Here is a 24959-nt window from a genome sequence, read left to right on the forward strand (position 1 = left end):
CTCCTGAGCTTCCTTGGAGACTAGCCTTTTTCTTATGGTCTTTTATGCTTGCTGAAGCAAAAACTGCTTGCCATATTCCCCGTGATCCAGAATCGTCGGGTGCTCGATCTGAATCGTCGAATGGTCAATTCCGTACTTCGTTTGCAAAATGTGATTGATCGCCAGAATGACACAATACGGCTGGATGCCTTCACGGACGAACACATGCGCTGTCAGGGAGTAATGCTCCGTGGATACCGCCCACAGGTGCAGCTCATGAACATCCTCCACGCCCTCTACCTCACTGAGGTCCTGACGGATTTGCTCGAGATCAAACTGCTCTGGAACAGATTCCATCAACACGAGCAGCGACTCACGAATGATTTTGGCACCACCTGTAAAAATAATTCCACCAATCACTAAGCTGATCAATGGGTCGAACAAGTAGTAGCCCGTCATGTAAATGAGAATCGCCGACGTAATCACACCGACGGAGCTGAGCAAATCTCCAATAAAGTGCCATAGTGCGCTTTTTACATTGAGATTGTCTTCTTCCTTCATACTGCGGGAAAGTACGATGGTCAGCACGATGTTTACAACCAAACCGATGGATGCGATGGTCAGCATCAACTGCAAATCAACGTCTTGCGGATTGATCATCCGCTTGATCCCTTCAATCACAATCCCGATCGAAATCACGGCAAGAGCCAAGCCATTCAAGAACGAAGCAATAATTTCAAAACGGAGAAATCCGAACGTGTACTTCTTATTCGGCTTACGTGTCGCCATATAAATAGCGGTCATACTCAACCCTAAAGCAAAGACGTCAGAAATCATATGGGCGGAGTCGGACAGGAGCGCGAGTGAATTGGACATCAAGCCTCCCACAACCTCCACGATCGTAAAAAACAACGTCAATAGGAGCGTGATCCACAATGTTCTCTTCGATGTTTGCTGTTCTTTCACATGATCAAGATGATGAAAATCACCCTTTTTCATACGTATCACCTCTGTCCATTTAAATTATAAAAATTATAATCTAAGAATTAATGTAATCATATCCTCTTTTCCGACAATATTCAAATGAACATTTTATGGATCATACAAGTGATTTTCATTACCAGTTATGTCGTACCAAGACAAAAAAAGCCTCATCCAAAAGGATTAGGCTGATCATTCCTGATTGTGATTTCTTTCTAAAATCCGTCGAATATTCCCCTTGTACTGCGTGAGCAAACGGCTTGCGTCCTCTACTGGCAATCCGGTCTTTTGCATCACGATCGCCAGTTTTGCGTCACCGTCTGCCTTATGCAACAGTCCGTCCGCCTCATCGGTGGAGACATTGGTCGCTTCTGCCACGATTTGTTTTGCCCGTTCCTTCAGTTTCTCATTGGTTACCTGCACATTGACCATCAAATTTTTGTACACTTTCCCCAACCGCACCATGCATCCGGTCGTAATCATATTGAGAACCATCTTCTGCGCCGTCGCTGCTTTTAAGCGAGTCGAGCCGGTTACCACCTCTGGCCCTACTACCACATTAATCGCTACATCCACACCTTGACTGATCTGCGCCACCTGGTTGCAGGACAACGAAATGATTTTCGCATGCTGCCTTCTTGCCTCCGCCAATGCTCCAATGACATAGGGTGTCCGACCACTCGCTGCAATGCCCACCACGGCATCTCCTGCCTTTATGCCATAGGCGATCACATCTTCTCTGCCGTTCTGCTCCACGTCTTCGGCTCCTTCGACTGCCCTGACGATAGCTTTTTCCCCGCCTGCTATGATGCCCTGCACCAATGAGGGGTCCGTCCCAAAGGTTGGCGGGCATTCAGCAGCATCGAGCAAGCCCAATCTCCCACTTGTTCCAGCTCCAAAATAAAAGAGCCTTCCACCGTTTTCCAGACATTCTGCGATCAAGTCAACGGCCGCTGCAATCGAAGCCAGCTCCTTTTCAACGGCAAACGCAACTGTTTTATCCTCTTCATTCATAATCTGGACAATTTCCATCGTAGAGAATTTATCCAGCTCTTCCGTATTCCGATTTCTTGTTTCTGTCGTTAAGTCACGCAGGCGAAACTTCATCCAGTTACCTCCCACCCATCTACACTCATCTTCTCTTTCTACCCCACATCATGCTGCTTTTTCTCCGACGGAAACAGACTGACCGGAAGATGTCCAGCGGCCTTTCGTTCCCCGAACAAAATGTCTGCCACAAGCTCTATCGCTTGGTTCGTATGGTCGTAAACGGCGAGATACGCATCGACCTCGGGCATTACCAAGAGATCATACGGGTTTCGCAGGGCGACAGCCACGACCTTTTTCCCCTGTTGAACGAGCCGGTTCACCAGCAGCGATTGGCCTTTAAAAATATGGGCATTGTACGTAAAAACAACGATTTGCTCCATGGCCGACATCACATTCGCCACCATCTCCCCTTCATCCACTGTCGGGTTGAGCGTCGACATCATATGGTATTCAACTTCACGATATTTTCTCAATGGTGCGACCAAATCACCAGAAGCTGCTTGCCCATCCTCTGCCAACGTAAGGTTCGTAATCCCCGGAAAAATCACCCCGAGCGGTTGTGTGCTTCTCTGTAAAGGAAGCAGTTGATGCTCATTTTTCACCAAGGTTATGGCTTGCGCGAGCGCACTTCTCGCTATGTCTGCATGTTGGACACGATCAAAGGAAGGGCCTGTTTTTCCCAAGCAATGCTCCCAGGAAAGAAATCGTTTCTTTAATTGAAGCACGCGATTTACAGCTTCGTTGACCCGCTCATCTGATAGTTCCCCCGAATGAATGGCCGCAACGAGTCGTTCATACGCTTTTTGCTGAACTTCATGCGTATGGGAAACCAGAACAAGATCGATCCCAGCCTGCACACAACGCACCGCCGCTTCTGGAACCCCGATGGTACCCGCAATGGCCGCCATTTCCATACAATCTGTTATTGCAACCCCATCAAATCCGAGCGACTCACGCAATACTCCCGTCACGATCTCCTTGGAATACGTAGCAGGCGAACCCGACTCATCCATTCTCGGCAAACTGATATGTCCAACCATCACCATGGGGACTCCTGCCGCGATACTGCGTTGGAATGGGACCAACTCAACCTGATCCAGTCGCGTCCGATCATGTTCGAGCACAGGAACAGCTTCATGAGAATCGATGCTCGTATCACCATGACCGGGGAAGTGCTTGATAGCGGGAATGACACCACTCGCAAGCAAGCCTTGTATGGCGGCCTCACCAAACCGCGCCACCTGCTCTGGTGCTTCTCCAAAAGACCGCACCCCAATGACCGGATTGTCCGCATTGTTGTTCACATCGACCGTCGGGGCGAAATTGACTGAAATCCCTGCTGCACGCAACTCCTCACCTGTTGCCTGGTAGATACGCTTGGCTTGATCGAGATTCCCTGTGGCACCCAAAGCCATCGCTCCGGGAAAGCGCGTCGCCCCTTTTTGTAGGCGGGAGACCACGCCATTTTCCTGATCGGTCCCGATCAACAGTGGATAGGGATGCCCAGACTCATACGCCCAGCTCTGGAGTTTCTGTACCCGTTGATAGGTCTCCTCCGGTGTCCCGATATTGCGGCTAAAAAGAATCACGTTGCCAATCTGTTTTTGTTTGATCCACGCTTCCATTTCTTCAGGAATATCCAACGTAGGGTAACCGATCATCAGCAGTTGCCCGACCTTCTGTTCCACTGTCATATGTTCGGCTTGCATGGAATCCCCCTCCCTACCTCTTTGCTCTTGTTAAGAGAATGCTTTGCCGTACTTCGCATACTGCTTCCAGCTGTGATACCCGAGCCTCCCATAGAAGTCGACCAGCGTCGTCCAATCAATGACAATGTTTGGGATACCCCGGTTCCGCAAAGCTACAATGCCTGCCTCCACAATCGCCAGTCCCAAGCCTCGTCCTCTATACTCCGCATCCACGCCCAATGGACCGATACCGCCCAGCCCATCCGCAAACAAAGGTGCCCAGTATACGTTTTGGGCAATAAACGGAGAGTCGGCATCATTGATCCGGCAAAAACCGACGATCTCACCGTGCAGCTCCACCACGACGAATTCACGTCCGGTTCCTCCCCGCTGGAAATAGTGAATGGCTTCATACTCCCATCGTCCAGGAAAGCATCGATGCAAGAAGGCCAAAAAGGCATCTTGGTCCGCCCTCGTCAACAGTCGAAAGTGGCCATCTGGTACCTCTGGTAATTCTAGCTCCGCTGGTTCGAGATACTGGCATAACAGATCGTTCTCCAATCGATCCTCCGAGTGATACCCTTGCCTCTCAAACCACGCTTTTATGTCCGTAGATTCATCGGGTATGCCCGGGAAATAATGATATGGATCGCGCCCCAGCAAAACCTTTTCCACGCCTTGCTCTCGCAACGCATTTTCTGCCCTTGCCAGCAATTCACGTCCGACCCCCTGCCCGCGATGTGCTGTAGACACGAGTAAGACCTGTATCCAACCAATGCCTTTCCCCAACTGAATGTCGAGCTTTTCCTGCCAGCATTTGGCCACGACAAAACCGACGGGACGCTGCGTCACAGCATCTATCGCAATCCACGACCCGGCTTTGACTACATTCTGATCTTCGAAGCTGTTTTGCCGCATGAGCGCAGGCCGCATGGGAAAGCGATCACCCAACTCCTGATTCCACAGCTCGCACAGAGCGTCCGCATATAGATCGTCCCAAGGTACGTATTGCATAGGATGCTTACCTCCTTTACGCCCTATTTCAATCCAGAAGTTTTGGAGCCTTCCACAAAATATTTCTCCGCAAACAAAAACACGATCAAAATCGGGATCAAGCTAATCAGGGCCCCCGCTACCAATAGTTGATCCTCTGTCTTGTACTGACCGCTCAAAGACAAAATTCCGATCGGCAGCGTAAAGTTCTCATCCGAAATGAGGTAAATGACGGGCGCCAAAATCTCATTCCACTTCCCCATAAACGTAAAGACCGCCAGTGTGGCCAAGGAAGGCTTGCACATCGGCAAAAACACCCGCCAATAAATCTGGAACGGATTGCAACCATCCAGCTTTGCCGCTTCCTCGTAATCTTTCGGGATGTTCAAAAATGCTTGCCTCATTAAAAAAATGGCAAACGGCTGTCCGAGCCACTCCAATATCCAAAGCGGAGCCAACGTGTCGAGCAGTCCCAAATTTTTAAAGATAATAAACTGCGGGACGATCGTGACGATCCCCGGGATCATCATCGTTCCCAGCACGATCATGAACAGCGTGTCGCGGAAAGGAAAGCGCAGCCTGGCAAAAGCAAAGGCAATCATTGAGCTGGACAATAAGGCTCCGATCACCGAAAGAATCGCGACAATCAGACTGTTGATCGTATAGCTGCTAAAATTCGCCTGTTCCCACACGGTTGTATAGTTGCTCCACTGTGTTGGATTGGGCAGCCATTCTGGCGGAAATTGCATGTACTGCTTGTAAGTTTTCAGCGAGTTAAACACGGTCGTTAAAAACGGAACCAGCATCATCAACGCACTCGCTATGACAAACAGGTATCCAACGATTTTATTTAGAGGAAAACGCTTTTGCATGGCTACCTCCTTGCCTTTTAATCATAATGAACCCATTTCTTTTGCAGCTTGAATTGGATGAGCGTAATGGCAAGCAGGATAAGGAACAACACCCACGCAATGGCAGAAGCATAGCCCATTTTGAAAAAGCTGAATGCTTGGCGGAACATGAACAGCATCAGGACGAGGCTGGCGTTGTTCGCACCACCTGTCGAGCCTGCCTCCGTAGAGCCCCCGGTCATAACAAAAATCTGCTCGAAGTTTTGAAAGGAGTAAATCGTATTCAAGATGACGACCAGAAACGTCGTGCCGGAAATCATCGGGACTGTCACCCGCCAAAACTTTTGCCAGGCGTTTGCTCCATCAATCGAGGCTGCCTCATACATGTCAGAAGAAATTCCTTGCAGCCCAGCGAGAAAAATAATCATCATGTAGCCGACTGACTTCCAAATGGCGATGAGAACCAAGACCGGGATGACCCAGAATTCATCAATCAGCCAGTTTTGCGGGGCTAGCCCAAGTTTAGACAGAAAAGCATTGGCAAAACCGATCCGCTGGTTAAACACCGCATCCGCTACATACGCGATCACCGTCCATGAGGAGATAACCGGCAAAAAGTGAACCATCCTGAAAAATTTCAGGCTCTTCAGCTTTTGATTCAGGGCAACTGCTAGCAACAACGCCAAAAACGTTTTGGCCGGAACGTACAGGATCGTAAAATAGACCGTATTCCATAACGCGCGATAAAACAGCGGGTCTTCAAACAGCTTTGCATAGTTGTCCAAGCCAGTCCATTTGGGCGGATTTAAAATATCGTAGTCCGAAAAGCTGAAGTACAATGACGCGACCGATGTTCCCACGACGAATACGAGAAAGTGGATGAGATAAGGGGAGACCAGGAGCAGTCCCCATCTCCCCTCGCTATCCAACCATTTTCTCTTTTTCACAGCAGGCTTCGCCTGTTGCTTGGTTTGCAGCTCTAGCATGGTTGGCACACATCCTCACTGATTGATGACTACTGCTTCTTGAAGAAGTCATCCAGAACTTTTTGAATGCCTTCGTCTGTTTTCGTGATGAATTCATCCGTTCCGTACTTATCCATGAACAGCTCCGCCAGATTATCCGTGAACACCTTCACCCACTCGGTAAAGACAGCGTTGGTATCAATCGTGCCTGCGAACTCCAAGGTATCGAGGAAGACTTTTTTGTTTTCTGGCTTCGTGGCTGGGTTTAGGAACATTTCGGAATTCGCCACTGATTTTTTCACCGGAATGGCTTCCCCTACTTCTGTCCACTCTTTTTGTGCTTCATCAGATGTCGTCCAGTAGGTGATCCATTCTTTAGCGGCCTTGACCTTCTGCTCCTCTGCTTTTTTATTGATGACCCATGAGTTGGCGATTACAGGTGCGAAGCGTTTGCCGTCCGGTCCTTTTGGCATGGGAGCAACATCATAATTCAACCCTGCACCATTCATCGAGGTTGTTGCTGCGTAAATATCGATTTGCATCGCTACAGCCCCGCTCAAAAACGCTTTGAAGTTGCTCTGGAACGCCTTCAAATCAGCCGGATTCGGGAATAGCTTGCGCTGCATGCCGTCGACCATCCACTCGACCGCTTTTTTGTTCTCCGGGCTGTTGATAATCGATTTTTTCAACGTCGGGTCCAATACCCCGCCACCATACGCTTTCAAGATGTTAAACGCACCGCGTGAGCTACCGAAAAACGCGAAGCCGTACTGCTTCACTGATTTTTTATCAAAAGCAGGATCGTCTGCATGTTTCCCGTTGGCATCGAGGGTCAGCTTGACGGAAGCCGCCTTCAAATCATCCCAGGTCCAGTCAGCCGTAGGGTATGATACGCCCGCTTTGTCGAACAAATCCTTGTTGTAGAAAAGGGCTCCCACTTGGATGCCCTGCGGCACACCCCAATACTTCCCATCTGAGTCTTTGTTGAACTCCAGACCGTTGAGCTCCTCTTTGTTGATTTCTTTCGTGACGTAGTCGGTGATGTCGAGAATCGCGCCGCGTTGGGCGTAACCAAATACTTTTGTCCCGTCGCTCTGCCAAAGATCAGGCGCATTCCCGGCCGCGATCTGAGTCGTCAGCTTTTGATAGAAGTCATCATAAGGAGCCGTCATCGTTTTGATTTTGATATGAGGATGTGATTGTTCGAATTTTGCAATAATTTCTTCCATCTTTTTCTTCGTAGGTGGATCAGAGCTGTAGCCCATATACAATTCGACTTTGTCCCCCTGCTGTGTGGAGGACTGGCTGCTACATCCAGAAATAAGCAATGCTGCGGTTAAGCCAATCAAACCGAGTACTGAGAGAAACCTTCTCTTTTTCATGGAAAACCTCCCCGATTGCAATAAGTAAAAAGCTTGCATAGCTAACGATATTTCCAAACGCCTAACGTACTTTACTGATAAGGATAAAAGGATAAAGGCAGGATTTTGTGTATGCTAAGGAGGATTTGCTTATTTGTATTGCTCCCGAACAGCTTTACGCGTCTGGCGCAAGTACGCAGCAGAGACATCGTAATTTTTGGCAGCAACACCTCTAAACAAGATGTCGATCACATTGAGTTGTGCGATTCGTGAGGAAGTGGCGGCACTGCGTTCATCCGCTTCTGTTGAAAACGTGGTTAAGTGAATATCCACGCATTCCGCCAAGGAGTTTGTACCGTATTTGGTAATGCCAATGGTCACAGCACCCGATTTTCGGGCTTGTTTCATCGTGGTTATGATCTGCGCGGTTTCCCCCGAATTCGAGATGCCGACTGCCACATCACCAGCCGTCAAGGTGACTGCCGAAGTAAGCTGCAAGTGGGAATCTGAATGGGCCGTGCACATTTTATTGATGCGCAAAAATTTATGTTGGGCATCCTGCGCAACCAATTGCGAAGCACCCACTCCATAAAAGTCAATACGAGTGGCTCGGAACAGCTCACCAATCGCCTGCTCCACTGCTTCTGCATCCAAAATTTTGATCGTTTCCCGCAAGGAGAGGATGTTGTTGAGCGAAACCGATTCAATCAAGGTGTACCTATCAGCATCGGGAAGAATCTCTTTGTATTCATCCTGAGCAGTAGACGATTGCAGATCACCCGCTATTCTGATTTTCAACTCCTGAAAACCATCTACACCGATACTTTTGCACATGCGTATGATGGCAGCTGTGCTGGATTCGCTTCTTTCCGCGAGTTCCTTGATGGAAAGACGAATCACCTCATCCGGATTGGCTAAAATGTAATGCGCTGCGTTTTGTTCAGAACGCTTGATATTGTGCAACGATTCGCGGATGCGCAGCAACCCGCCATTCAACACGATACCACCCCTTTAGTCCACGAATTTGTTAAGCGCTTACATTCAAGTGTGACTTTGGTAATTCATTACATATTTTGTATTATAGACACTTGAAATAAAATATCAATATGAATTGTCAGATTTGAAATAAAATTTCAAAACTATTTTTCGACACGTTCTCCCTATGTTCGTCCTGTTATAAATATTTCACAATTTTTACAGTTACTTATACGAATCCCTTTCCGTATTAATCCATGTACACCCAATTGAAAAATAATGGGGATGATCAAATTGACTAAGCGTAAGACACTAGCATTCACCCTGATAGCGGCACTCCTTTTGCCAAACACACCTATTCTGTCAAGCGAAGCCGCAGCAGCCTCTTCCCACAAAGCGAAAGCAACTGTAACTGCGAGCAAGTTAGAAGAGCTTTCCATAAAAGATCTGAATCAAAAAGCAAAAGCGACTCTGAATCACGTCAAAGAAGTCATCCCTGACCTGAAGAACTATCACATCGCCTCTATCGTAAAAGAGAGTGTCGTCACCACTTCTGGTCCTATCGAACGTCTGGAAGTGATCTTGTCGAGCACACCAGAGGGTACTACCCCAGACTTCGGAGTTGTCCATGTAAACGCAAGTACAGGAGAGCTGATCCGCATCGACCTTCAAAACGGACCCTCCTCTTCGAAAGGAATAGGTGATGAGGAAGCAATCAAAAAAGGCAAGGAGCACCTCAAACTTTTGTTTGGAAAGCAAGCAGAAAAATACAAGTTCTCACAGATCCTCTCCTCTACTGTCCAGGATAACAAGACACAGATTCTCGTGATTTACACTTCTCCGGATCATTACATCAACGTGACCATGGATCGTGTCGGCAAATTAAAGGCTATCCAAAAAGATATCTACCCCAAAGCAGAATTAGAAGGCAAAAAAAATAAGAGGGACCTTTCATCCAATTAAAAAGAGACGGTTCTGCCGTCTCTTTTTTGATGCTATGAAACCAACCTTACAACCCCGTAATATTTTGTAAGGTAAATCAATTTCCCATTTCTCTCCTATCGATTACGATTCTCCTGTTATATGTAAAGGAGGATCACCAAAAATGAATGGCATGGAAATCAACATTCACTACTTTCGCTTGATTAATGACTTAGGGAAAGAGTATCCAGCTCTCAATCCTGTGGCTTTTTACGTAGCAGAATATACGGTGTTTATTCTGGCGTTGAGCGCTTTGATGTATTGGTTTACGAGAAAACATGAGAATCGCATCATGGTCGTTTGTGCGACGTTTACGTTTGTCATCGCCGAGCTATTCGGGAAAGTAGCCGGAAGCTTTCATGCGAATAATCAGCCATTCGCAGAGCTTGCTGACGTCAATCAATTAGTACAAAAAGCGGTCGACAATTCGTTTCCCAGCGACCATACGATCCTGTTTTTTTCCTTTTGCATGACCTACTGGCTTTTTAAAAAGACAACGGGGCCACTCTGGATGCTACTTGCTGCTTGTGTCGGCCTCTCTCGCATTTTGGTAGGCGTTCATTTTCCTGCAGATGTCATCGTGGGTGCCCTGATCAGCATTGGGTCTGCCTTGGCCGTCTATATGATTGTGCCGAGATTGAGCTTTGTCCATACGCTACTTGCTTTGTATGAAAAAGGAGAGCAAGCGATCTTGCCAGCCAAATCGAAGACGAGAGACTTTTGATTCACCGCTATGTCTCTGTCATCGTTCCACCATTAACATGCAATACCTGGCCCGTGACATATCCCGAATCATCCGAGGCCAGGTAAACATAGGTCGGAGAGAGCTCAAACGGCTGCCCTGCGCGACGCATCGGTGTGTCGACACCCAAAGTCGTGATGTACTCTGCGGAATAGCTGGATACTTGCAGCGGCGTCCAGATTGGACCGGGAGCAACTGCATTCACCCTGATGCCTTGCTTGACCAATTGAAGGGACAGCGAGCGGGTAAAGGAGACGATAGCCCCTTTGGTTGCTGAATAATCAACCAATTGCGGATGACCAGCATAGGCAGTAACCGATGCTGTACTAATAATGGAACTGCCTGGCTGCAAATGCGGCAACGCCTCTTGTGTGATGTAAAAAAGGGGGAAAAGGTTGGTGCGAAACGTGTCTTCCAGTTGCTCGCGACTTATATCGAGGATGCTAGATTGTGGAAACTGTACACCTTGATTCAAGACAAGCACATCCAATTTGCCGAAACAGGCAACCGCTTGGCGTACAACCTCCCGACACCAAACCTCGTCGCGCAAGTCTCCCGGCAGCAGCAAACATTGCCCTCCGTAATATTCAACGACTTGCTTGGTCTCCTCGGCGTCAATGTGCTCATCCAAATAAGGAATCGCTACAGCTGCCCCCTCCTTCGCAAACGCAACGGCTACAGCACGGCCAATCCCACTGTCTCCACCAGTTATGATCGCTACCTTTCCCCGAAGCTTTCCGCTTCCGATATAGTCAGGATTATCGAAAATCGGTCGCGGGACCATCAAGTATTCCATCCCTGGTTGTCGATCCTGATGCTGCGGCGGAAACGTGAGGGGAGTCTCTTCGCAAGTAGTTTTGTAACTGTAATATGGGTATCTCGGATACATGAAAAATACCTCCTGTACGGATTCAGTCGATATCGCCATGATATTCGCCTACCCTTCACCGCGTGCGCCGTGTACGCCATCAAACCTCCCCAGTCTGTCGAGCCGATCAAGGAAAATGACATGTATGTATGACATGACCTTTTCCCATTATGGAAGCAACCATTTATGAAACAATCATCTTAATAAACTGAAGAATAAGAGGAACTCCTTGTACAGGAATGTCACTCAGAATCAAAACTCCCGGCTGGACAACATATAAATTGGGAGGCTGTAGCATTCCATTGATGAATAGATTCACAACAGAAACTTCATTCGGGTCCAGAATGCCGGAAGTACTGAATGGCATGACAGCATCACTGTTGGTATACATGTTTTTGGCTCCATCTGAAATGGCCGTATACTGATAGGTTTCTGTTCGTATTAAACCAGGAGTACATGGACATGGAGGACAGGGAGGACACGTTGGGGAGGGTTTTACTGGAAAAATCCCGGGACAACCTAATGGCGCGACGATTTGCAGACACTGTCTCCTCACTGTGTATGACTGTGTGACATTGCGCCTCATGAAATCACTCGTCCTTTCTCGAAGTGCTTCGACCGTTCACTCCGATTTACACACATGAGTGAACCCCAGGCACATTTCATCCACCTGGGGCCACCAACCTATTCACCTTAGTTAACGACAAATTCTACAACTATGGGTGTACCACCGTTTTCGGCATTTCCATCTGGAATCGTGATCGCTGTCGTTGTGATTGTGGAAGTATTACCTGCCTGAAGCACTCCATTGACGTAGAGATTGTAAAAAGCAAACGTACTAGGAAATGCTGTCGCAGCAGCGCCAGTGTCAGTGGTAAATGCAGTTGCCGCAATAGCAAACGCAGCACCAGTACCAGTTCCAGCACTCATCGTGGACGTAAATCTCAATGAGGTTAGATAAGGTTTTATAATCGGCACTTTGAACACCCCCTCCTCTATTTATTCCCTACTAGTTAATGATTGGTTTTATCCGATTGAAACCGACAAATGACAGTAGAAACATGCACATTTTCCCTCGAAAGAATATGATTGGAAAACAAAATCACCCCCCTACTTTTTCAGTAGGAGGGCGCCATGATTTTTACTCTTGAAACAGTACTCGTAACTGCTCTTTCTCTGCGTCACTCAATACGTATTCTGCCATCGGGAACAGCACACTCTCTTCTTTAAAGAAATGCTCCAAGAGTATTTCTACTGACTTCAGCAAATGAGTGTGGACAGCTTCTACTTCAACAGGTTCAGACTTTTCCTTTTCTACGATTCGCATGAAGGACATCAGGCTTTCATGAATAAGATCATGCTCTTCCTCCATGGCAGCAATCGGTCCCATCTCCCGTTCGATATAGTTAGCCATCAGGGGATACAGGTCTTCCTCCTCGCGTCTGGAGTGTTTCTCCAGTTCGGCCCGAAACGAGGACGCCAGCTCATGAAGCTCTGTTAAGCCTTTTTTTCTTCTAGTAGGTTCTGCTCTAGATTTCAGGTTATTTGCTAGATGTACGAGCTCATTCATCTGCTCAGCTAATGATAGGTGCTCCTCTTTCAATTTTTCCAGAGCTGGACACAGCTTCCTTCTCCCTTCAAACTCCTGCATCATCCCCATACATCCTATAGGCGGTGGTCCCATTACAATCCCTCCATCTACTAGTGGGAGTTAGTTACCAAAAGAAATGCGATACGCTAGCTGTCCCCGATTGTCCCTAGCAACCATTTGAATACAGTCATCCTCTTGCGAAAAAACAACCGGTCCATTCTGGATGGGAATCGCCACAAACTGGCAAGGATTAAAATAGAGTCGCAGATGCTCCTCATCCTCCGTGATCTCCCATTTTGCCAGCTGCCTTTCCAAGAGAGCCGGACTGTGTGGTTCGGCATTATCCGCCAAATCTTGAATGAGTATCCCCATCTTTTTATCCACCAAGGCAGGCAGCTCTTGGTGAAGCTCGGCAATCGTTCTCTTACTAGGATTCATGGCAACTGATCGCACTCCCTTCCCCAGATTATTTCCTTTGTTCTCTTCGATCCCGCTGGTCTTTTCTAAATACCATCCATGCCAGTGGGAACAACACTACCGTTGCACCGCTGAGCAATAGCACCTCCATATATCGCTGTGCAAAATACATATTGACTGTGTACTGGGTGCAAGCAATGCTGGCGAACAAGATCAATGCTAATAGGATGACACCTCTATAGCTGCTCTTCATATCTCTTCACCCCTACAGCGTATACGGCTCCATCTTTCTCTTGAAGCACAATTTCCGGAAGTGGTCTTCTTGGGGGACCAGCGAGCGGATTACCTGTGGCGATATCAAATTTCCCATGATGGCAAGGACATAGCAGCTCTTTCTCATCTCGGTCCCAAAATACCGGACAACGTAGGTGGGTACATGCATTTTGATACGCCTTGTATTCCTTTTCCTTCACATATACGAACAACGCGCTGTCATGCTCTCCTGGATAAGCAAACTCGATCGCATCTCCGGGTTTTATATCGCTGAGATTCGCGATTTTTTGTGTGGGATACGACTTGCTGGATGAACTCATCAGCTCCTTGGCAGCTAATGCCCCCCATGGCAGAGTAGATGCCGCGAAAAGCCCGGCTGCTCCTACCATTGTTTTCATAAAACTCCGTCGATCCAGACTACGCTCATTGGAACGATTGATGTTATGTGTATAATTGTCATCCTTCAACGGAATGGGGCGGGTTTTCTCGTTCTCCATAAGGTATTTCTCCCCTCTAGAATAGCTTCTGTTTGCCCTGCAGAATGCCAGGCAGGCTAATTTTCACATTGGTTTCGCCTTCCAGCACATCCGGGTCGTGGCTGGCAGTCCATTTGCCATTGGCCAAAGGAATCTGTGCCCGTTTTTCTCCCAGCTCTGCTTCCTCAATCCACTGCAAGGTGTTTGTCGGGCAAACCGAAGCGCACATCGGCGGGATTCCCTCTTTCGTACGGTCGTAGCATAGATCGCACTTGTACATGAGATTCTGTTCTTCATCAAATTTGGGAATTCCATAGGGGCAGGCAATCGTACAATTTTGGCAACCGATGCATTTCTCTACCAAAGCTGACAATACGGCCCCATTATCTGCGATTTGAATCGCCTGAGCAGGACAGCTGCGGGCACAAGCAGGATTAACACAATGGAAGCACATGAGAGGAATCGTTTGTCTGTTGATAAACGGGTCCACATCCAGTACGTAGTTTCGGTTTCGGTTGTCGTGACCTCCACACTGTGTACATGCCGCCAAGCAGCTTCGACAACCGATGCAATTGTCCATTTCGATGTATAAGACTTGTTTACCCATGGCGAACTCCTCCATGCTTGTGCTTGATGATTTTCGCGGCGCACGCTTTAAATTCAGGCATTTTGCTGTAAGGGTCCAATGCCGGATTGGTCAACAGATTGATAGACTGCGCTTTTCCCCAATGATAAGGAACAAACACCGTATCCTCTCGAATCGCCTCGATAACTTTCACGCGGTACTGCGCCTCGCCTCTTCTCGTTTTCAGAGTAACCATCTCATCGTGTTCAATACCGTAACGTGTCGCTGTTTTTGGGTGAACCTCTAGCAGAGGATCAGGATACATGTCCTTCAAAAACGGGATTCGTCTTGTCTGGTTCCCGGACAAATAGTGGAACACAACTCGTCCCGTCGTTAACCGCAAAGGATATTCTTCATCCGGCTCCTCCGCTGGCGGACGATAAGGCAGCGCACATATTTTGGCTTTGCCATCCGGGTGATAAAATTTTTTATCCAGGAATAAATGGGGCTGTCCCTCGTCGCCCTCCTCGCGGCACGGCCAGAAAACACCATTGTTTTGATCAATTTTCTCGTAGGTGACCCCGTAGTAGTCAGCTATTCCGCCTTTGGAGACCTGACGTATTTCATTGAAAATATCCTCAGGAGACTTCAAGTGCGTAAAGTATTGTCCGCGCCCCATTCTTTTGGCAATTTCTATTTGAATCCACCAGTCAGGCTTGGATTCGGCAAACCATTCCTGTGCCTGACGATGACGAATGATGCGACCTTCGAGATTGGTAGTCGTACCATCGTCTTCTGCCCAAGTCGTAACAGGAAGAACGACATCGGCGTATTCAGCTGATTCGGACAAGTAAAAGTCGCAGCAAACCATAAAATCTAGACTTTTCAGGGACTCTCGAACATGGTTTAGATTTGGCGCACTCACAACCGGATTGGAGCAGAGTAAGTATAAGCTGCGTATCGTTTTATCCTTCATCAGCTGGAACATCTCATAGGCAGAGACACCTTTCTGCGGCATCTCTTCCGGGGAAATGCCCCAGGCACATGCTATTTCACGCACATGTTCGGGATTGTCGAGCTTGCGGTAGCCAGGCAATTGATCGGCTTTTTGCCCGTGTTCCCGCCCCCCCTGACCGTTTCCTTGACCAGTAAGGGTTGCAACACCTGATTTTGGACGTCCAATCTTGCCTGTGACGAGCGACATGTTCGTATAGGCCGATACGTTGTCCGTCCCTTTCGACTGCTGTTCCACACCACGGCAAAACATCACAATCGCATCGGGTGCCCTCCCGAAAATGTCGGCAGCCCGCACAATCTTCTCCACCGAAACCCCTGTTATTTCGCTGACATACTCCGGTGTGAAGGTAGCAACCACTTCTTTTGTTTCTTCAAAACCATTCGTATGATTTCGAATAAAGTCTTCATCCATATGCCCATTCTTGATCAGGAGATGAACGATTCCGTTTGCCAGTGCCAAATCTGTACCGGGCCGCAGATCCAGGTGGATATCAGCTCGACGTGCCAAAGGCGTTTCCCTTGGATCGGCTACGATCAGATAACCGCCTCGATTTTGCACTTCCCAAATACGAAACATGCTGGTTGGATGACACTCTGCCGCGTTTGAACCGGCCAAAAACAAGCAGTCTGTTTGATGAATATCCGTCCAGGGAACGGTAGAACCGCGGTCAATCCCCAAGCTTCGATTCAATCCTGCCGCAGCGGAGGACATACAGAAGCGGCCATTGTAGTCAATATAGCGGGTTTGCAAGGCGACCCGTGCAAACTTACCTGTGAGGTAACATTTTTCGTTCGTCATGGAAACGCCAGAGTAAACAGACAAGGTATCTTTGCCATAGTTGTGTTGCAATTCCTTGAACCTGGAAACGATCAAGTCAAGTGCTTCCTCCCAGGACGCTTCCCGAAATCCTTCCGCCGTGCCTTTTAATGATGCATCTGTTCGAATCAACGGCCGCTGTATCCGATCTGGATGGTTCACCTGCTGATAAGCCGTCACCCCTTTTGGGCACATCTTACCCAGATTGACAGGGAAATCGTACCGTGGCTCCACGCCGATAATCTTGTTCGTCGTTGTATCTACACGCAGGTTCATCCCGCATTGCATACCGCAGTAGCAGCAGTGCGTGCTGACCAATTTCTCGTTTGGATGTATCTTATTTTCAATCACTTTAAAAAATTTATCCTTTGGCATGCTGATTTGCCTCCCTGGCATTGATCTCGTGCGTAGGAACTCCTGTGAAACGGAACATCCGGTATTTTCTGCGGCACGGCAAGCAAAGTTCAGCCAAGTGGAATCCTTCTTCCATTTGAAAAGCCATTTCGTTTTTACCCAGTACATTGATCACATCTGCCGACTGTTCCGCAGAAACAAACTCATTGCTGCACACTTTGCACTTTTTCATTTCCTGCTCGCCATAGTGTTCGCGATAATTGCGTGCAAACACACTCATCGGGCGGAACGGTATGTGAGCCAGTTTTCCGAATGGCAGATAAATCAAGGTCACAATCACTGCGAATTGATGTGTGACGGATATAACCGGGTGCCCAAAGCCCCCTAAGAACATGTTGCTTGCGGTTAACATCAAGCCTGTCACACTGATAAACAGTAGCAGGTATAAAGGTAAAAAGTCGTAGACAAAGGATTGTTCAGCCCGTGCCTGCATGTTCTTGAATCTGCGATACAATGCCATGACTGCTCCACCGATGACCATAAAAGCAGTAATGTTCAGTGCGTTGTAAAAGAGAAAGGCAATCCAGCCATCTGCTTGTACGGTCAGAATATCCACACCCATGAACACGACCTGATAGTAGCCGTTGTCCGTCATCGTGAAATACATCCAGCCAAAAACTAACGGAAAGGTGACAAACGCGGCCAAGATGCATCCCCATCCCAGCAAAATGTGCTGAGTCCAGCGGTACCATCCCCGATTCCAAATAAAGCGATAGATGGCCAGATGATCTACCGTTGTATTCGCCGTGCTTTTACGAAAGAGAAGTCGTAACCCCTTTTTCAAAATGACATTCGTTGGCGGGCGATCTGCCCACGCAGAAAATCGGTATAGGAAGCCACCAATAAAGACAAGAGTCCCCACCATATAGCCGTAAAGCGCCAGATCAATATGAGTGAAAAAACGTGTTCCCACGTAACTTAGGACGAACAAGCAAGCAATGATGATAAAAGCACGCTTCGCCACCTTGGAAGCAAATAGATAGTTCATACAACACCCTCCCTGCTGCTGCTCATTTTTTCCTTTCGCTTGAGGTCATTGTAGCAATGACTCGTAACCCAGGTTGTGATTTACCTCACACCCCTGCCACAATCAGGACGATTTCCTCTTCCCAAACCATCAATTTCGGATGATATAATGAGTTACCTTTGTATCCTTGCTGTAGGAGGGACCACATGACCGGAAATGGCACAACGTTTGTACAGCAGATTTCTTCCGATTTTGTGAATAGCCTTGAAACGTTTTCTGTTAGGAAAAATTTCGTTCCCGGAGCCGTTCTATTTTTGGATGGTGAAAGAGCCGATCAGCTATTCTTAATTTCGTCGGGCCAAATTAAGCTCACAAAAAACACGAACGATGGAAAAGAACTGACGCTGCAAGTATTTGGTGCAGGAGAGCTAGTCGGCGTCTCCGGGCTCTTCGAACAGGAATTGACGTACACCTCCACAGGCACCATGTTGATGGAGGGTGAGATATGGATCATCCCGCGACAAGGGTTGGAGAAAATGCTCATCAAAAACGGTCAATTTTGCGTAGACTTCCTGCGTTGGATGGGATTGATGAACAGACGGATGCAGTCTAAATTTCGTGATTTGCTACTCAATGGCAAAATCGGCGCCTTGTATTCAACGCTAATCCGCATGAGTAACACGTACGGCAAGCCACACCCCGAAGGAATCCTCATCGACCTTTCCCTTACCAATCGTGATTTGGCACAATTCATTGGCCTGACACGAGAAAGTGTCAACCGAATGCTTTCCGATCTGAAAAAACAGGACACCATTGATCTGCTTCCTCAGGGGTTTATCTTGATTAAAGACCTTGCCTATTTAAAAGAAGCCATTTTTTGTGATGACTGCCCTCCTGATATTTGCCAAATGTGAGCAAACTCTACATACATATCTACACGAAAAAAGTCCTGGACTTGTCCGTCCAAGACTTTTTTTCATAAGTGATTCAAGCTTCTTTATCCATGTCTTTGCTCCGCAAGCTCGCTGAACATGCCCGCATAGTACTCAACATCTCCTGCATCGTCCAGAATCGCGCTGATCGTTAACCATTGGAGATACTGATCCCCATTCTTCCGGCGATTCCAGATCTCTCCTTGCCAATAGCCATTCTTCTTGATCGAGTCCCACATCTTTTGATAGAAGTCGGCACCCTGTCTGCCTGATTTTAAAATATTGGGTGACTTGCCAATCACCTCATTCATCTCATAACCGGTCACTTTCGTAAAAGCATGGTTCGCACTTTTAATGACTCCGCGTGTATCGGTAATCAGTATCGCCTCTCCCGTCTTTTCCATAATGGTGGCGGCGAGCTGCAGCTTTTCTTGATAAAACATCCACATCACCAAGACCAAGCTTGCCAGTGCAAACTGCGATAAAGCCATGAAACCGATCGCGTAATGCCCCGTCAGATTAAACAGCAGCGTTAAGATCAACGGCGGGAAAAATCCTCCTAATCCCCCCATGGCAGATACGATCCCATTTACAATCCCCGCTTGTCGCGAGAAATACATCGGCACTAATTTGAACACAGCACCGTTACCAATTCCGGCACATATCGCTACCAACAAGCACCCTACCGTATACATTAAAATCGATGGCGAAAACGATAAGACAATACCAGACAAGGCGAGCCCGGCAAACACAATCATCAATGCCTTGAAGGGGTTCCACCTATCACCTAGCCATCCTCCCAATGGTCTCGCCAGTGTCGCCAAAAGAATGAACCCTGCAGTTCTCATACCTGCATCTACTTTATCCAATTGGAAATGGCTCACTAAAAAATTCGGGAGATACACGGTGAAAGCGACGAAGCAACCAAATGTAATAAAGTAGAACAAACTGATTAACCATAGCTTTTCGTTTTTGTAGACACTCTTGATCTGCTGACCAAGAGGCGTCACTACCTTCGGTTCATTTTTATCCCCCATCAAGAAGGTAAGTACAGCGAATCCCGCAAGCAATAATAGAAACATCTGTACAGTACTTGCCCATCCAAACGATTTAGCCAGAACTGGCGCTGCAAAAGTGGTTATCGCTGTACCAATATTCCCCATACCGTAGATTCCGTTTATAGAACCATGCTTCTCTTTCGGATAGTATTTAGGGAGAGACGTGACACCAACGGAAAACACCGCTCCACCTATCCCCAAAAATAGCCCGCCGATTAACAAATCTGTATAAGTGGTCGCCTGGCTAATATAAAAAACAGGAGCCAGCAGCAAGAGAAAGCTTATGCTAAATAATATTCTCGCGCCAAATCGGTTACTCCAATATCCTACGGGGATTCTCAGCAACGATCCAAGCAAGACTGGAATCGCTGTCACCCACGCCACCTCGCTTGCACTCATGGGTACGGTTTCTTTGATAAAAGGCATGAGCGATGACAGAATGACCCATACCATGAAACCGACCGTAAGACTTAACGTCTGTAACGGCAACTGCCATTTTCGTACCATAACAACACCCCTCAACTTGGGAATCTTCTTCATCCACTATGATAAGAGGCAATGTTTTTTCCCGTTGTGATTTTAATCACAGCCTCCTTCCAGGCAATCCGCTTATAATCAAAGCGAAATCTTGAATCGAAGGAGTGGATTATACATGTTTTGTTATCAATGTGAACAGACTCCATCAGGTGGTTGTAAGGTCATCGGCGTTTGTGGAAAGAATGAAGATCTTGCGAGTATTCAGGATACCATTATTTTTGCTTTAAAAGGAATTGCCGCTTATGCAACACATGCTCGTCAACTAGGCTATATCGATCCTGAAGTAGATGGGATTACACAGGAAGCTCTCTATTTTACATTGACGAATGTGAATTTTAACTTGGATGAACATTTGCAAATGGCCATGAAAGTAGGCAAAGCCGCCATCAAAGTCATGGAGCTTTTGGATCGGGCTCATACGGATCATTTCGGAGTCCCGCAGCCAATCACAGTCTCGCAAAATAAAATAGAAGGAAAGTGTGTCATTGTTACGGGGCACAATCTGTTTGCTCTCGAAGAGCTGTTAAAACAGACAGAAGGTAAAGGAATCAATGTGTATACGCATTCCGAAATGCTGCCTGCACATGGCTATCCCGAACTGAAGAAATATCCTCATTTGAAAGGTAACATCGGGAAAGCATGGTACGATCAACGTCAATTGTTCGAGAAATTTCCAGGTGCCATACTCGCTACAACAAACTGTGTGATGCCCATTCGAGGCAGCTACGCCGATCGTTTCTTTTCGTATGATATAACCGGATTGGAGAACGTGACGAAAATTGTAGATAACGATTTTGCGCCACTCATTGAAAAAGCATTGTCTCTTCCTGAGGCTTCCATCGAATCGGAACTGACATTGACGACCGGGTATCATCACAAAACGGTCCTCGGCATCGCCCCTGAAATCATTCAGGCAGTCAAGGAAGGAAAGATCAAACGCTTCTTCGTCATCGCTGGTTGTGACGCTCCTGGCAAGGGAGGCGAGTATTATCGTGAATTGGCTACGTCCTTACCGCCAGAAGCAGTCATTCTTACTACCTCCTGCGGAAAATTCCGTTTTAACGATGTAGATTTCGGCATCGTGCCAGGTACCGACATCCCAAGGTATATCGATTTGGGACAGTGCAATAACTCGGTTTCTACCATTACGATTGCAGCTGCATTAGCCGAAGCCTTCGAATGTGAAGTGAACGAGCTGCCGGTAAGTATCGTTCTTTCCTGGTTTGAACAAAAAGCGGTTGCCATCCTGCTCGGTCTGTTTAGCCTGGGGATACAAGATATACGGATTGGCCCAAAATTGCCTGAGTTCATTCAGCCCGGTGTTCTGCAAGTACTACAAGACTTGTTCCATATCCAATTGATTGGTGATGCCCAAGAAGATATGAATCAAATGCTGGGAATCACTCAGTAGGCAAAATAGAAAAAACGGCTGGCAGAAGGTTAGTTGTAAGACTAACCACTGACAGCCGTTTTTTTCATTCGCATCTCTTATGTTGGGTTCGCTCGTGCACCCAACGACTGGAAGATTCATGTGCGTCGACAAATCCTTTGTCTCCGCTGAGGCGGTAAACAAGCCGCGGTTTTGGTTGCTCTACCTCGTTAAAGTCTATATCCGGTAGCAAGTAGTAGAGTTCGAGCGATTTTTTTGCGGCTTGCTCAAACCTCATTCACCTTGACTTGTTATTTCTACCATTCCGTTTCCGTTTTGTGTTCAATCACGTGTATGACTTTTGGTTCAACAGCTTTCATCATTTGTTTCAGTAAATCATCGCTGATTGTTACTTTATTTTTTCCATCTTGAAGTTGTCTTTCAGCCTGTGTTTTTGCGATCACATCAATTACTTGTTGTTTCGAGATATTTTTAGATGCTGCAACCTCTACAACAGATTTCCCTTTTGCTATTTCTTCTTTTAACTCTGTCGGGCTCATTTTTAGTAAAGAAAACAGTTTTTCATCGTTTAAGAAGTTATCAGCAGTATAATCAGGTTTACCATCTCTAGAAAAATAACCTTCTACTTCCTTGTTTGATGGTGCAGGAGCTACCGGAGAAAGACTAATGGTATTACCTTGAACAAATGCTTGGTAACCCCCTCCTTCAAATCCTTCTGATCCCTTCTTGGTGTAATTCAAGATAAATGTTTTTTGATCTGGATTGTCCATTTGCTCCATGGCAACCTCGTAATCTTTGATGTTGCCATACAATTTATCAATGAGCTGATCTACCTTTGCCTGGATTTCCTGATCCGGTAAAGTAATGAGCGCCTTCTCCTTAGGCTCCCAATTCTCTTGAGTCAGGTCTTGAATCTCACCCGTAATACCGTTTGTATGAAGAGTAAGCTTTTTGCCAGTTCCTCCTTTTTCCTGCAGGACGATGCTTAGTTGGACCTTTTTGGTTGAATCACTGGAGTCTCCAAGGTAGCTCGCATCGATAATCTCAAACGATTTTGCTTCGGGAATTGCGCTGTACAACTTTTCAAGTGCTGCCTTGCCAACCTCATCAAGCTTGACTTGTTCAGAAGTCATTGGTGCTCGAGTAAGCATGTCAATCACCACAGGGGCCGCAAATGCAGCGGTTGGAATCAAAATCGCAGCAGCAACTAATCCACCAATTAAACGTTTTTTCATCGTTATTTCGCTCCTTTTTCGTTGCAAAAAGTGAGAATAGGATTGTTCTATACGTTTGGAAATGGCCGGCGGGCACTCCATCGTTTCTGCCTCTTCGTGCAGATGTTCACGGATTTTATGTTCAATAGTCATTGATCTTTTCCATCCTTTCCAGGGGGAGATTCCCGAAGTCTTTTCTAAGCGCCTGGAGGCCAGCATGATATCTGGACTTGACTGTACCCAACGGAATATCCAGCAACGTCGCAATTTCCTCAAGAGTATAGTCATGATAAAAGCGGAAGATAATCACTGTCCGCTGTTTGTCGGTCAGTTTTCGTATGGACTGGGATATCAGTTGGTTCCTCCCATCCATCAACGCAGTATGTTCATCCCAATAAGACTCTTCCCGGGAGAAGGAACGGATCCGCTCAAAAATGCGGAATCTCCTCCAGCTCTTGACCCGAAATCTCTGCACTTGACGGATTACCAGGCCATGCAGCCAGAACTGGAAAGGACGGTTCGTATCGTAATTAGCAAGTGAGGTCCACATTTGCATATAGATTTCATTCATGACATCTTCCCGATCCTGCTTTTGATCCACCAGAAAGGAGACGGTCCGGTATACGTCCTGAAAGGTAGCATCATACATTGTATGAAATGCCTGTTCATCACCCTCTTTCATTTTTATAAGTAATTGATACATCTCTTCATTTTCCATTCAGAGGGCCCTCCTGAGTAAGCTTACACACTATATTGTCTCTCTTTCGGAAAAAGGTTCGGTCCTCTTCTTATTTTTTTTGCAAAAGGTGAGTATCCTAGGATCTCTGTGCGTGCTCGTACTGCTACATCTCACCCCACCACAGTCAGAACTGCTCATGTTTTGGAGGTTGATAACCTATTTATGTCGAAATCTAAAATGACAATAATCACTAAGTAAAGCCACAAAGTCAGTTCGAAGAATAAAGAGTGGGAGCATGTAAAATGAATGTAAAAGAAAAGCTAATATTCATAAAAGAAAATGGCTACCAAACACCATCCGATACATTTCAATTCGTAGTAGAAATGATGAATGAAATTGGTTCTTTGGATGCCACATTACGTGATGACCTCATTTATACAACCTTATCACATTGGATTCCTGGTAATTCTCTAACTGCAAATGAACTAGAACAACTGATACCAATCATTCTAGATAAAAACCATTTGCTTTTTAAGCTTGGTGAAACAAATACAGACTCTGTCTTTACCCGCTCTTTCTCTATGCTAGTCATCCCCCTACTCCTCATGCGGCATAGAGAATCACCCTTTCTCTCCAGAGAGAACATCCATGCGATAAAAGAGAAAGTATTTTTCAACGTACGTGAAGAGCGAGATTACCGAGGATATGATGAAGAAAAAGGTTGGGCTCATGCCATAGCCCATGCAGCGGATGCATTAGATGATTTAGCTCAATGTTCCGAGTTGGATAAAAGTGACCTCATAACCATCCTCGATTTGGTTTACGAAAAGATGACCATAACCGATCGAATTTACTCCGATGGGGAAGATGAGAGAATGGTAACAGCCATTGTTAGTATTCTGAATAGAAAAATGCTTAGCCAGAGTTATGTAGAGCAATGGATTCAAAGTTTTGGAGATGTAGATAAGAGTTCCGAATTTCTGCCTGCCTTTAAACAAAAAATCAATAGAAAGAATTTTTTGAAGAGCTTGTACTTTCGTTTGAAATTTTACAAAGGAGATGCCGATCTTTGCCCAACCATCGAGCAGACATTATATAAAATAGAAAAAGTATACTATTCCTGATAGAGGAATGAAACGAATACAAAAACAAAAAAAGAGGCGGTTCTCCCGCCTCTT

General features: G+C 46.7%; 26 protein-coding genes. 5 read left to right on the forward strand and 21 right to left on the reverse strand.

Annotated features, from left to right (window positions below; translation table 11 throughout):
- Window positions 1-42: 42 nt before the first annotated feature.
- From HPY28_RS21510 to HPY28_RS21545, 8 genes are all read right to left on the reverse strand, one after another.
- A complete protein-coding gene (locus tag HPY28_RS21510) occupies window positions 43-978 on the reverse strand; it encodes a cation diffusion facilitator family transporter (protein WP_069848577.1) in 936 nt (311 codons plus the stop codon).
- Window positions 979-1152: 174 nt separating this feature from the next.
- On the reverse strand, window positions 1153-2067 hold the full coding sequence (gene murQ, locus HPY28_RS21515) for an N-acetylmuramic acid 6-phosphate etherase (RefSeq protein ID WP_174225542.1): 915 nt from the start codon (window positions 2065-2067) through the stop codon (window positions 1153-1155).
- Window positions 2068-2105: 38 nt separating this feature from the next.
- Entirely contained in the window at window positions 2106-3719 is a 1614-nt protein-coding gene (locus tag HPY28_RS21520; RefSeq protein ID WP_174225543.1) for a glycoside hydrolase family 3 protein, read from the reverse strand.
- A 30-nt stretch (window positions 3720-3749) separates the two neighbouring features.
- Window positions 3750-4712 (reverse strand): GNAT family N-acetyltransferase, encoded by a 963-nt coding sequence (locus tag HPY28_RS21525; protein ID WP_174231370.1) that lies wholly within the window; start codon window positions 4710-4712, stop codon window positions 3750-3752.
- A 23-nt stretch (window positions 4713-4735) separates the two neighbouring features.
- Window positions 4736-5563 (reverse strand): carbohydrate ABC transporter permease, encoded by an 828-nt coding sequence (locus tag HPY28_RS21530; protein ID WP_069848585.1) that lies wholly within the window; start codon window positions 5561-5563, stop codon window positions 4736-4738.
- Between the two features lie 17 nt (window positions 5564-5580).
- Window positions 5581-6528 (reverse strand): carbohydrate ABC transporter permease, encoded by a 948-nt coding sequence (locus tag HPY28_RS21535; protein ID WP_174231372.1) that lies wholly within the window; start codon window positions 6526-6528, stop codon window positions 5581-5583.
- Between the two features lie 29 nt (window positions 6529-6557).
- Window positions 6558-7889, reverse strand: a complete 1332-nt coding sequence (locus tag HPY28_RS21540) for an ABC transporter substrate-binding protein (RefSeq protein ID WP_174231374.1) — start codon at window positions 7887-7889, stop codon at window positions 6558-6560.
- A gap of 129 nt (window positions 7890-8018) precedes the next feature.
- A complete protein-coding gene (locus HPY28_RS21545) occupies window positions 8019-8864 on the reverse strand; it encodes a MurR/RpiR family transcriptional regulator (protein ID WP_026043306.1) in 846 nt (281 codons plus the stop codon).
- A 264-nt stretch (window positions 8865-9128) separates the two neighbouring features.
- Here HPY28_RS21545 and HPY28_RS21550 point away from each other — a divergent pair, with 264 nt between their 5' ends.
- Together HPY28_RS21550 and HPY28_RS21555 are read left to right on the forward strand one after the other, a co-directional pair.
- Window positions 9129-9806 carry a hypothetical protein gene (locus HPY28_RS21550; protein ID WP_254613170.1) on the forward strand — a complete coding sequence of 226 codons (678 nt, stop codon included), beginning with the start codon at window positions 9129-9131 and terminating at the stop codon, window positions 9804-9806.
- A 142-nt stretch (window positions 9807-9948) separates the two neighbouring features.
- Complete coding sequence (locus HPY28_RS21555) at window positions 9949-10548, forward strand: undecaprenyl-diphosphatase (RefSeq protein ID WP_174231378.1); 600 nt, start codon at window positions 9949-9951, stop codon at window positions 10546-10548.
- Window positions 10549-10555: 7 nt separating this feature from the next.
- Here the strand turns inward: HPY28_RS21555 and HPY28_RS21560 are convergent, their stop codons facing one another.
- The 10 genes from HPY28_RS21560 to HPY28_RS21605 all read right to left on the reverse strand — a co-directional run bounded on the left by HPY28_RS21560 (window position 10556) and on the right by HPY28_RS21605 (window position 17992).
- Window positions 10556-11455 carry an SDR family oxidoreductase gene (locus tag HPY28_RS21560; protein ID WP_174231380.1) on the reverse strand — a complete coding sequence of 300 codons (900 nt, stop codon included), beginning with the start codon at window positions 11453-11455 and terminating at the stop codon, window positions 10556-10558.
- A 163-nt stretch (window positions 11456-11618) separates the two neighbouring features.
- Window positions 11619-12020 (reverse strand): DUF4183 domain-containing protein, encoded by a 402-nt coding sequence (locus HPY28_RS30755; protein ID WP_017251300.1) that lies wholly within the window; start codon window positions 12018-12020, stop codon window positions 11619-11621.
- 107 nt (window positions 12021-12127) lie between these two features.
- Window positions 12128-12412 (reverse strand): DUF4183 domain-containing protein, encoded by a 285-nt coding sequence (locus HPY28_RS21570; RefSeq protein ID WP_017251301.1) that lies wholly within the window; start codon window positions 12410-12412, stop codon window positions 12128-12130.
- Window positions 12413-12575: 163 nt separating this feature from the next.
- Window positions 12576-13088 (reverse strand): hemerythrin domain-containing protein, encoded by a 513-nt coding sequence (locus HPY28_RS21575; protein ID WP_254612919.1) that lies wholly within the window; start codon window positions 13086-13088, stop codon window positions 12576-12578.
- Between the two features lie 57 nt (window positions 13089-13145).
- The gene (locus HPY28_RS21580) at window positions 13146-13463 is read right to left on the reverse strand and encodes a hypothetical protein (RefSeq protein ID WP_174225548.1); all 318 of its coding nucleotides are present in this window, start codon (window positions 13461-13463) and stop codon (window positions 13146-13148) included.
- 28 nt (window positions 13464-13491) lie between these two features.
- On the reverse strand, window positions 13492-13695 hold the full coding sequence (locus tag HPY28_RS21585) for a hypothetical protein (RefSeq protein WP_017251304.1): 204 nt from the start codon (window positions 13693-13695) through the stop codon (window positions 13492-13494).
- The gene (locus HPY28_RS21590; protein WP_007716653.1) at window positions 13679-14212 is read right to left on the reverse strand and encodes a Rieske (2Fe-2S) protein; all 534 of its coding nucleotides are present in this window, start codon (window positions 14210-14212) and stop codon (window positions 13679-13681) included. Before HPY28_RS21590 ends, HPY28_RS21585 begins: the two co-directional genes overlap by 17 nt.
- A gap of 16 nt (window positions 14213-14228) precedes the next feature.
- Window positions 14229-14798, reverse strand: coding sequence for a 4Fe-4S dicluster domain-containing protein (locus HPY28_RS21595; RefSeq protein WP_173622971.1), 570 nt, complete (start codon window positions 14796-14798; stop codon window positions 14229-14231).
- Window positions 14791-16965 carry a molybdopterin oxidoreductase family protein gene (locus tag HPY28_RS21600; RefSeq protein ID WP_174231381.1) on the reverse strand — a complete coding sequence of 725 codons (2175 nt, stop codon included), beginning with the start codon at window positions 16963-16965 and terminating at the stop codon, window positions 14791-14793. Before HPY28_RS21600 ends, HPY28_RS21595 begins: the two co-directional genes overlap by 8 nt.
- Window positions 16952-17992, reverse strand: a complete 1041-nt coding sequence (locus HPY28_RS21605) for a hypothetical protein (RefSeq protein WP_173622969.1) — start codon at window positions 17990-17992, stop codon at window positions 16952-16954. The genes HPY28_RS21600 and HPY28_RS21605 overlap by 14 nt, the downstream gene beginning before the upstream one ends.
- Window positions 17993-18177: 185 nt before the next feature.
- On the opposite strand from HPY28_RS21605, the gene HPY28_RS21610 reads away from it, so the two are divergent.
- Window positions 18178-18885 carry a Crp/Fnr family transcriptional regulator gene (locus HPY28_RS21610; protein ID WP_017251308.1) on the forward strand — a complete coding sequence of 236 codons (708 nt, stop codon included), beginning with the start codon at window positions 18178-18180 and terminating at the stop codon, window positions 18883-18885.
- Window positions 18886-18968: 83 nt separating this feature from the next.
- Here the strand turns inward: HPY28_RS21610 and HPY28_RS21615 are convergent, their stop codons facing one another.
- Window positions 18969-20468 (reverse strand): nitrate/nitrite transporter, encoded by a 1500-nt coding sequence (locus HPY28_RS21615; protein ID WP_069848614.1) that lies wholly within the window; start codon window positions 20466-20468, stop codon window positions 18969-18971.
- A 145-nt stretch (window positions 20469-20613) separates the two neighbouring features.
- On the opposite strand from HPY28_RS21615, the gene hcp reads away from it, so the two are divergent.
- Window positions 20614-21909 (forward strand): hydroxylamine reductase, encoded by a 1296-nt coding sequence (gene hcp, locus HPY28_RS21620; RefSeq protein ID WP_174231382.1) that lies wholly within the window; start codon window positions 20614-20616, stop codon window positions 21907-21909.
- Window positions 21910-22184: 275 nt separating this feature from the next.
- Here hcp and HPY28_RS21625 read toward each other — a convergent pair whose 3' ends face one another.
- Together HPY28_RS21625 and HPY28_RS21630 are read right to left on the reverse strand one after the other, a co-directional pair.
- On the reverse strand, window positions 22185-23255 hold the full coding sequence (locus tag HPY28_RS21625) for a hypothetical protein (protein ID WP_017251312.1): 1071 nt from the start codon (window positions 23253-23255) through the stop codon (window positions 22185-22187).
- Entirely contained in the window at window positions 23245-23820 is a 576-nt protein-coding gene (locus HPY28_RS21630; protein WP_017251313.1) for a sigma-70 family RNA polymerase sigma factor, read from the reverse strand. The genes HPY28_RS21625 and HPY28_RS21630 overlap by 11 nt, the downstream gene beginning before the upstream one ends.
- A gap of 263 nt (window positions 23821-24083) precedes the next feature.
- Between HPY28_RS21630 and HPY28_RS21635 the strand changes: the two genes are divergently transcribed.
- Window positions 24084-24905: a DUF2785 domain-containing protein gene (locus tag HPY28_RS21635; protein WP_017251314.1), complete on the forward strand. Its 822-nt coding sequence runs from the start codon at window positions 24084-24086 to the stop codon at window positions 24903-24905.
- Window positions 24906-24959: the final 54 nt, after the last annotated feature.

The sequence above is a fragment of the Brevibacillus sp. HB1.2 genome (genome assembly GCF_013332495.1).
In the GTDB taxonomy this organism is placed as follows: domain Bacteria; phylum Bacillota; class Bacilli; order Brevibacillales; family Brevibacillaceae; genus Brevibacillus; species Brevibacillus porteri.

What these genes read in the sequence shown, in the direction of transcription:
- HPY28_RS21510 (WP_069848577.1), bottom strand. Translation starts at nt 978, where the DNA reads ATGAAAAAGGGTGATTTTCATCATCTTGATCATGTGAAAGAACAGCAA.
- murQ (WP_174225542.1), bottom strand. Translation starts at nt 2,067, where the DNA reads ATGAAGTTTCGCCTGCGTGACTTAACGACAGAAACAAGAAATCGGAAT.
- HPY28_RS21520 (WP_174225543.1), bottom strand. Translation starts at nt 3,719, where the DNA reads ATGCAAGCCGAACATATGACAGTGGAACAGAAGGTCGGGCAACTGCTG.
- HPY28_RS21525 (WP_174231370.1), bottom strand. Translation starts at nt 4,712, where the DNA reads ATGCAATACGTACCTTGGGACGATCTATATGCGGACGCTCTGTGCGAG.
- HPY28_RS21530 (WP_069848585.1), bottom strand. Translation starts at nt 5,563, where the DNA reads ATGCAAAAGCGTTTTCCTCTAAATAAAATCGTTGGATACCTGTTTGTC.
- HPY28_RS21535 (WP_174231372.1), bottom strand. Translation starts at nt 6,528, where the DNA reads ATGCTAGAGCTGCAAACCAAGCAACAGGCGAAGCCTGCTGTGAAAAAG.
- HPY28_RS21540 (WP_174231374.1), bottom strand. Translation starts at nt 7,889, where the DNA reads ATGAAAAAGAGAAGGTTTCTCTCAGTACTCGGTTTGATTGGCTTAACC.
- HPY28_RS21550 (WP_254613170.1), top strand. Translation starts at nt 9,129, where the DNA reads ATGATCAAATTGACTAAGCGTAAGACACTAGCATTCACCCTGATAGCG.
- HPY28_RS21555 (WP_174231378.1), top strand. Translation starts at nt 9,949, where the DNA reads ATGAATGGCATGGAAATCAACATTCACTACTTTCGCTTGATTAATGAC.
- HPY28_RS21560 (WP_174231380.1), bottom strand. Translation starts at nt 11,455, where the DNA reads ATGTATCCGAGATACCCATATTACAGTTACAAAACTACTTGCGAAGAG.
- HPY28_RS30755 (WP_017251300.1), bottom strand. Translation starts at nt 12,020, where the DNA reads ATGAGGCGCAATGTCACACAGTCATACACAGTGAGGAGACAGTGTCTG.
- HPY28_RS21575 (WP_254612919.1), bottom strand. Translation starts at nt 13,088, where the DNA reads ATGATGCAGGAGTTTGAAGGGAGAAGGAAGCTGTGTCCAGCTCTGGAA.
- HPY28_RS21580 (WP_174225548.1), bottom strand. Translation starts at nt 13,463, where the DNA reads ATGAATCCTAGTAAGAGAACGATTGCCGAGCTTCACCAAGAGCTGCCT.
- HPY28_RS21585 (WP_017251304.1), bottom strand. Translation starts at nt 13,695, where the DNA reads ATGAAGAGCAGCTATAGAGGTGTCATCCTATTAGCATTGATCTTGTTC.
- HPY28_RS21590 (WP_007716653.1), bottom strand. Translation starts at nt 14,212, where the DNA reads ATGGAGAACGAGAAAACCCGCCCCATTCCGTTGAAGGATGACAATTAT.
- HPY28_RS21595 (WP_173622971.1), bottom strand. Translation starts at nt 14,798, where the DNA reads ATGGGTAAACAAGTCTTATACATCGAAATGGACAATTGCATCGGTTGT.
- HPY28_RS21600 (WP_174231381.1), bottom strand. Translation starts at nt 16,965, where the DNA reads ATGCCAAAGGATAAATTTTTTAAAGTGATTGAAAATAAGATACATCCA.
- HPY28_RS21605 (WP_173622969.1), bottom strand. Translation starts at nt 17,992, where the DNA reads ATGAACTATCTATTTGCTTCCAAGGTGGCGAAGCGTGCTTTTATCATC.
- HPY28_RS21610 (WP_017251308.1), top strand. Translation starts at nt 18,178, where the DNA reads ATGACCGGAAATGGCACAACGTTTGTACAGCAGATTTCTTCCGATTTT.
- HPY28_RS21615 (WP_069848614.1), bottom strand. Translation starts at nt 20,468, where the DNA reads ATGGTACGAAAATGGCAGTTGCCGTTACAGACGTTAAGTCTTACGGTC.
- hcp (WP_174231382.1), top strand. Translation starts at nt 20,614, where the DNA reads ATGTTTTGTTATCAATGTGAACAGACTCCATCAGGTGGTTGTAAGGTC.
- HPY28_RS21625 (WP_017251312.1), bottom strand. Translation starts at nt 23,255, where the DNA reads ATGACTATTGAACATAAAATCCGTGAACATCTGCACGAAGAGGCAGAA.
- HPY28_RS21630 (WP_017251313.1), bottom strand. Translation starts at nt 23,820, where the DNA reads ATGGAAAATGAAGAGATGTATCAATTACTTATAAAAATGAAAGAGGGT.
- HPY28_RS21635 (WP_017251314.1), top strand. Translation starts at nt 24,084, where the DNA reads ATGAATGTAAAAGAAAAGCTAATATTCATAAAAGAAAATGGCTACCAA.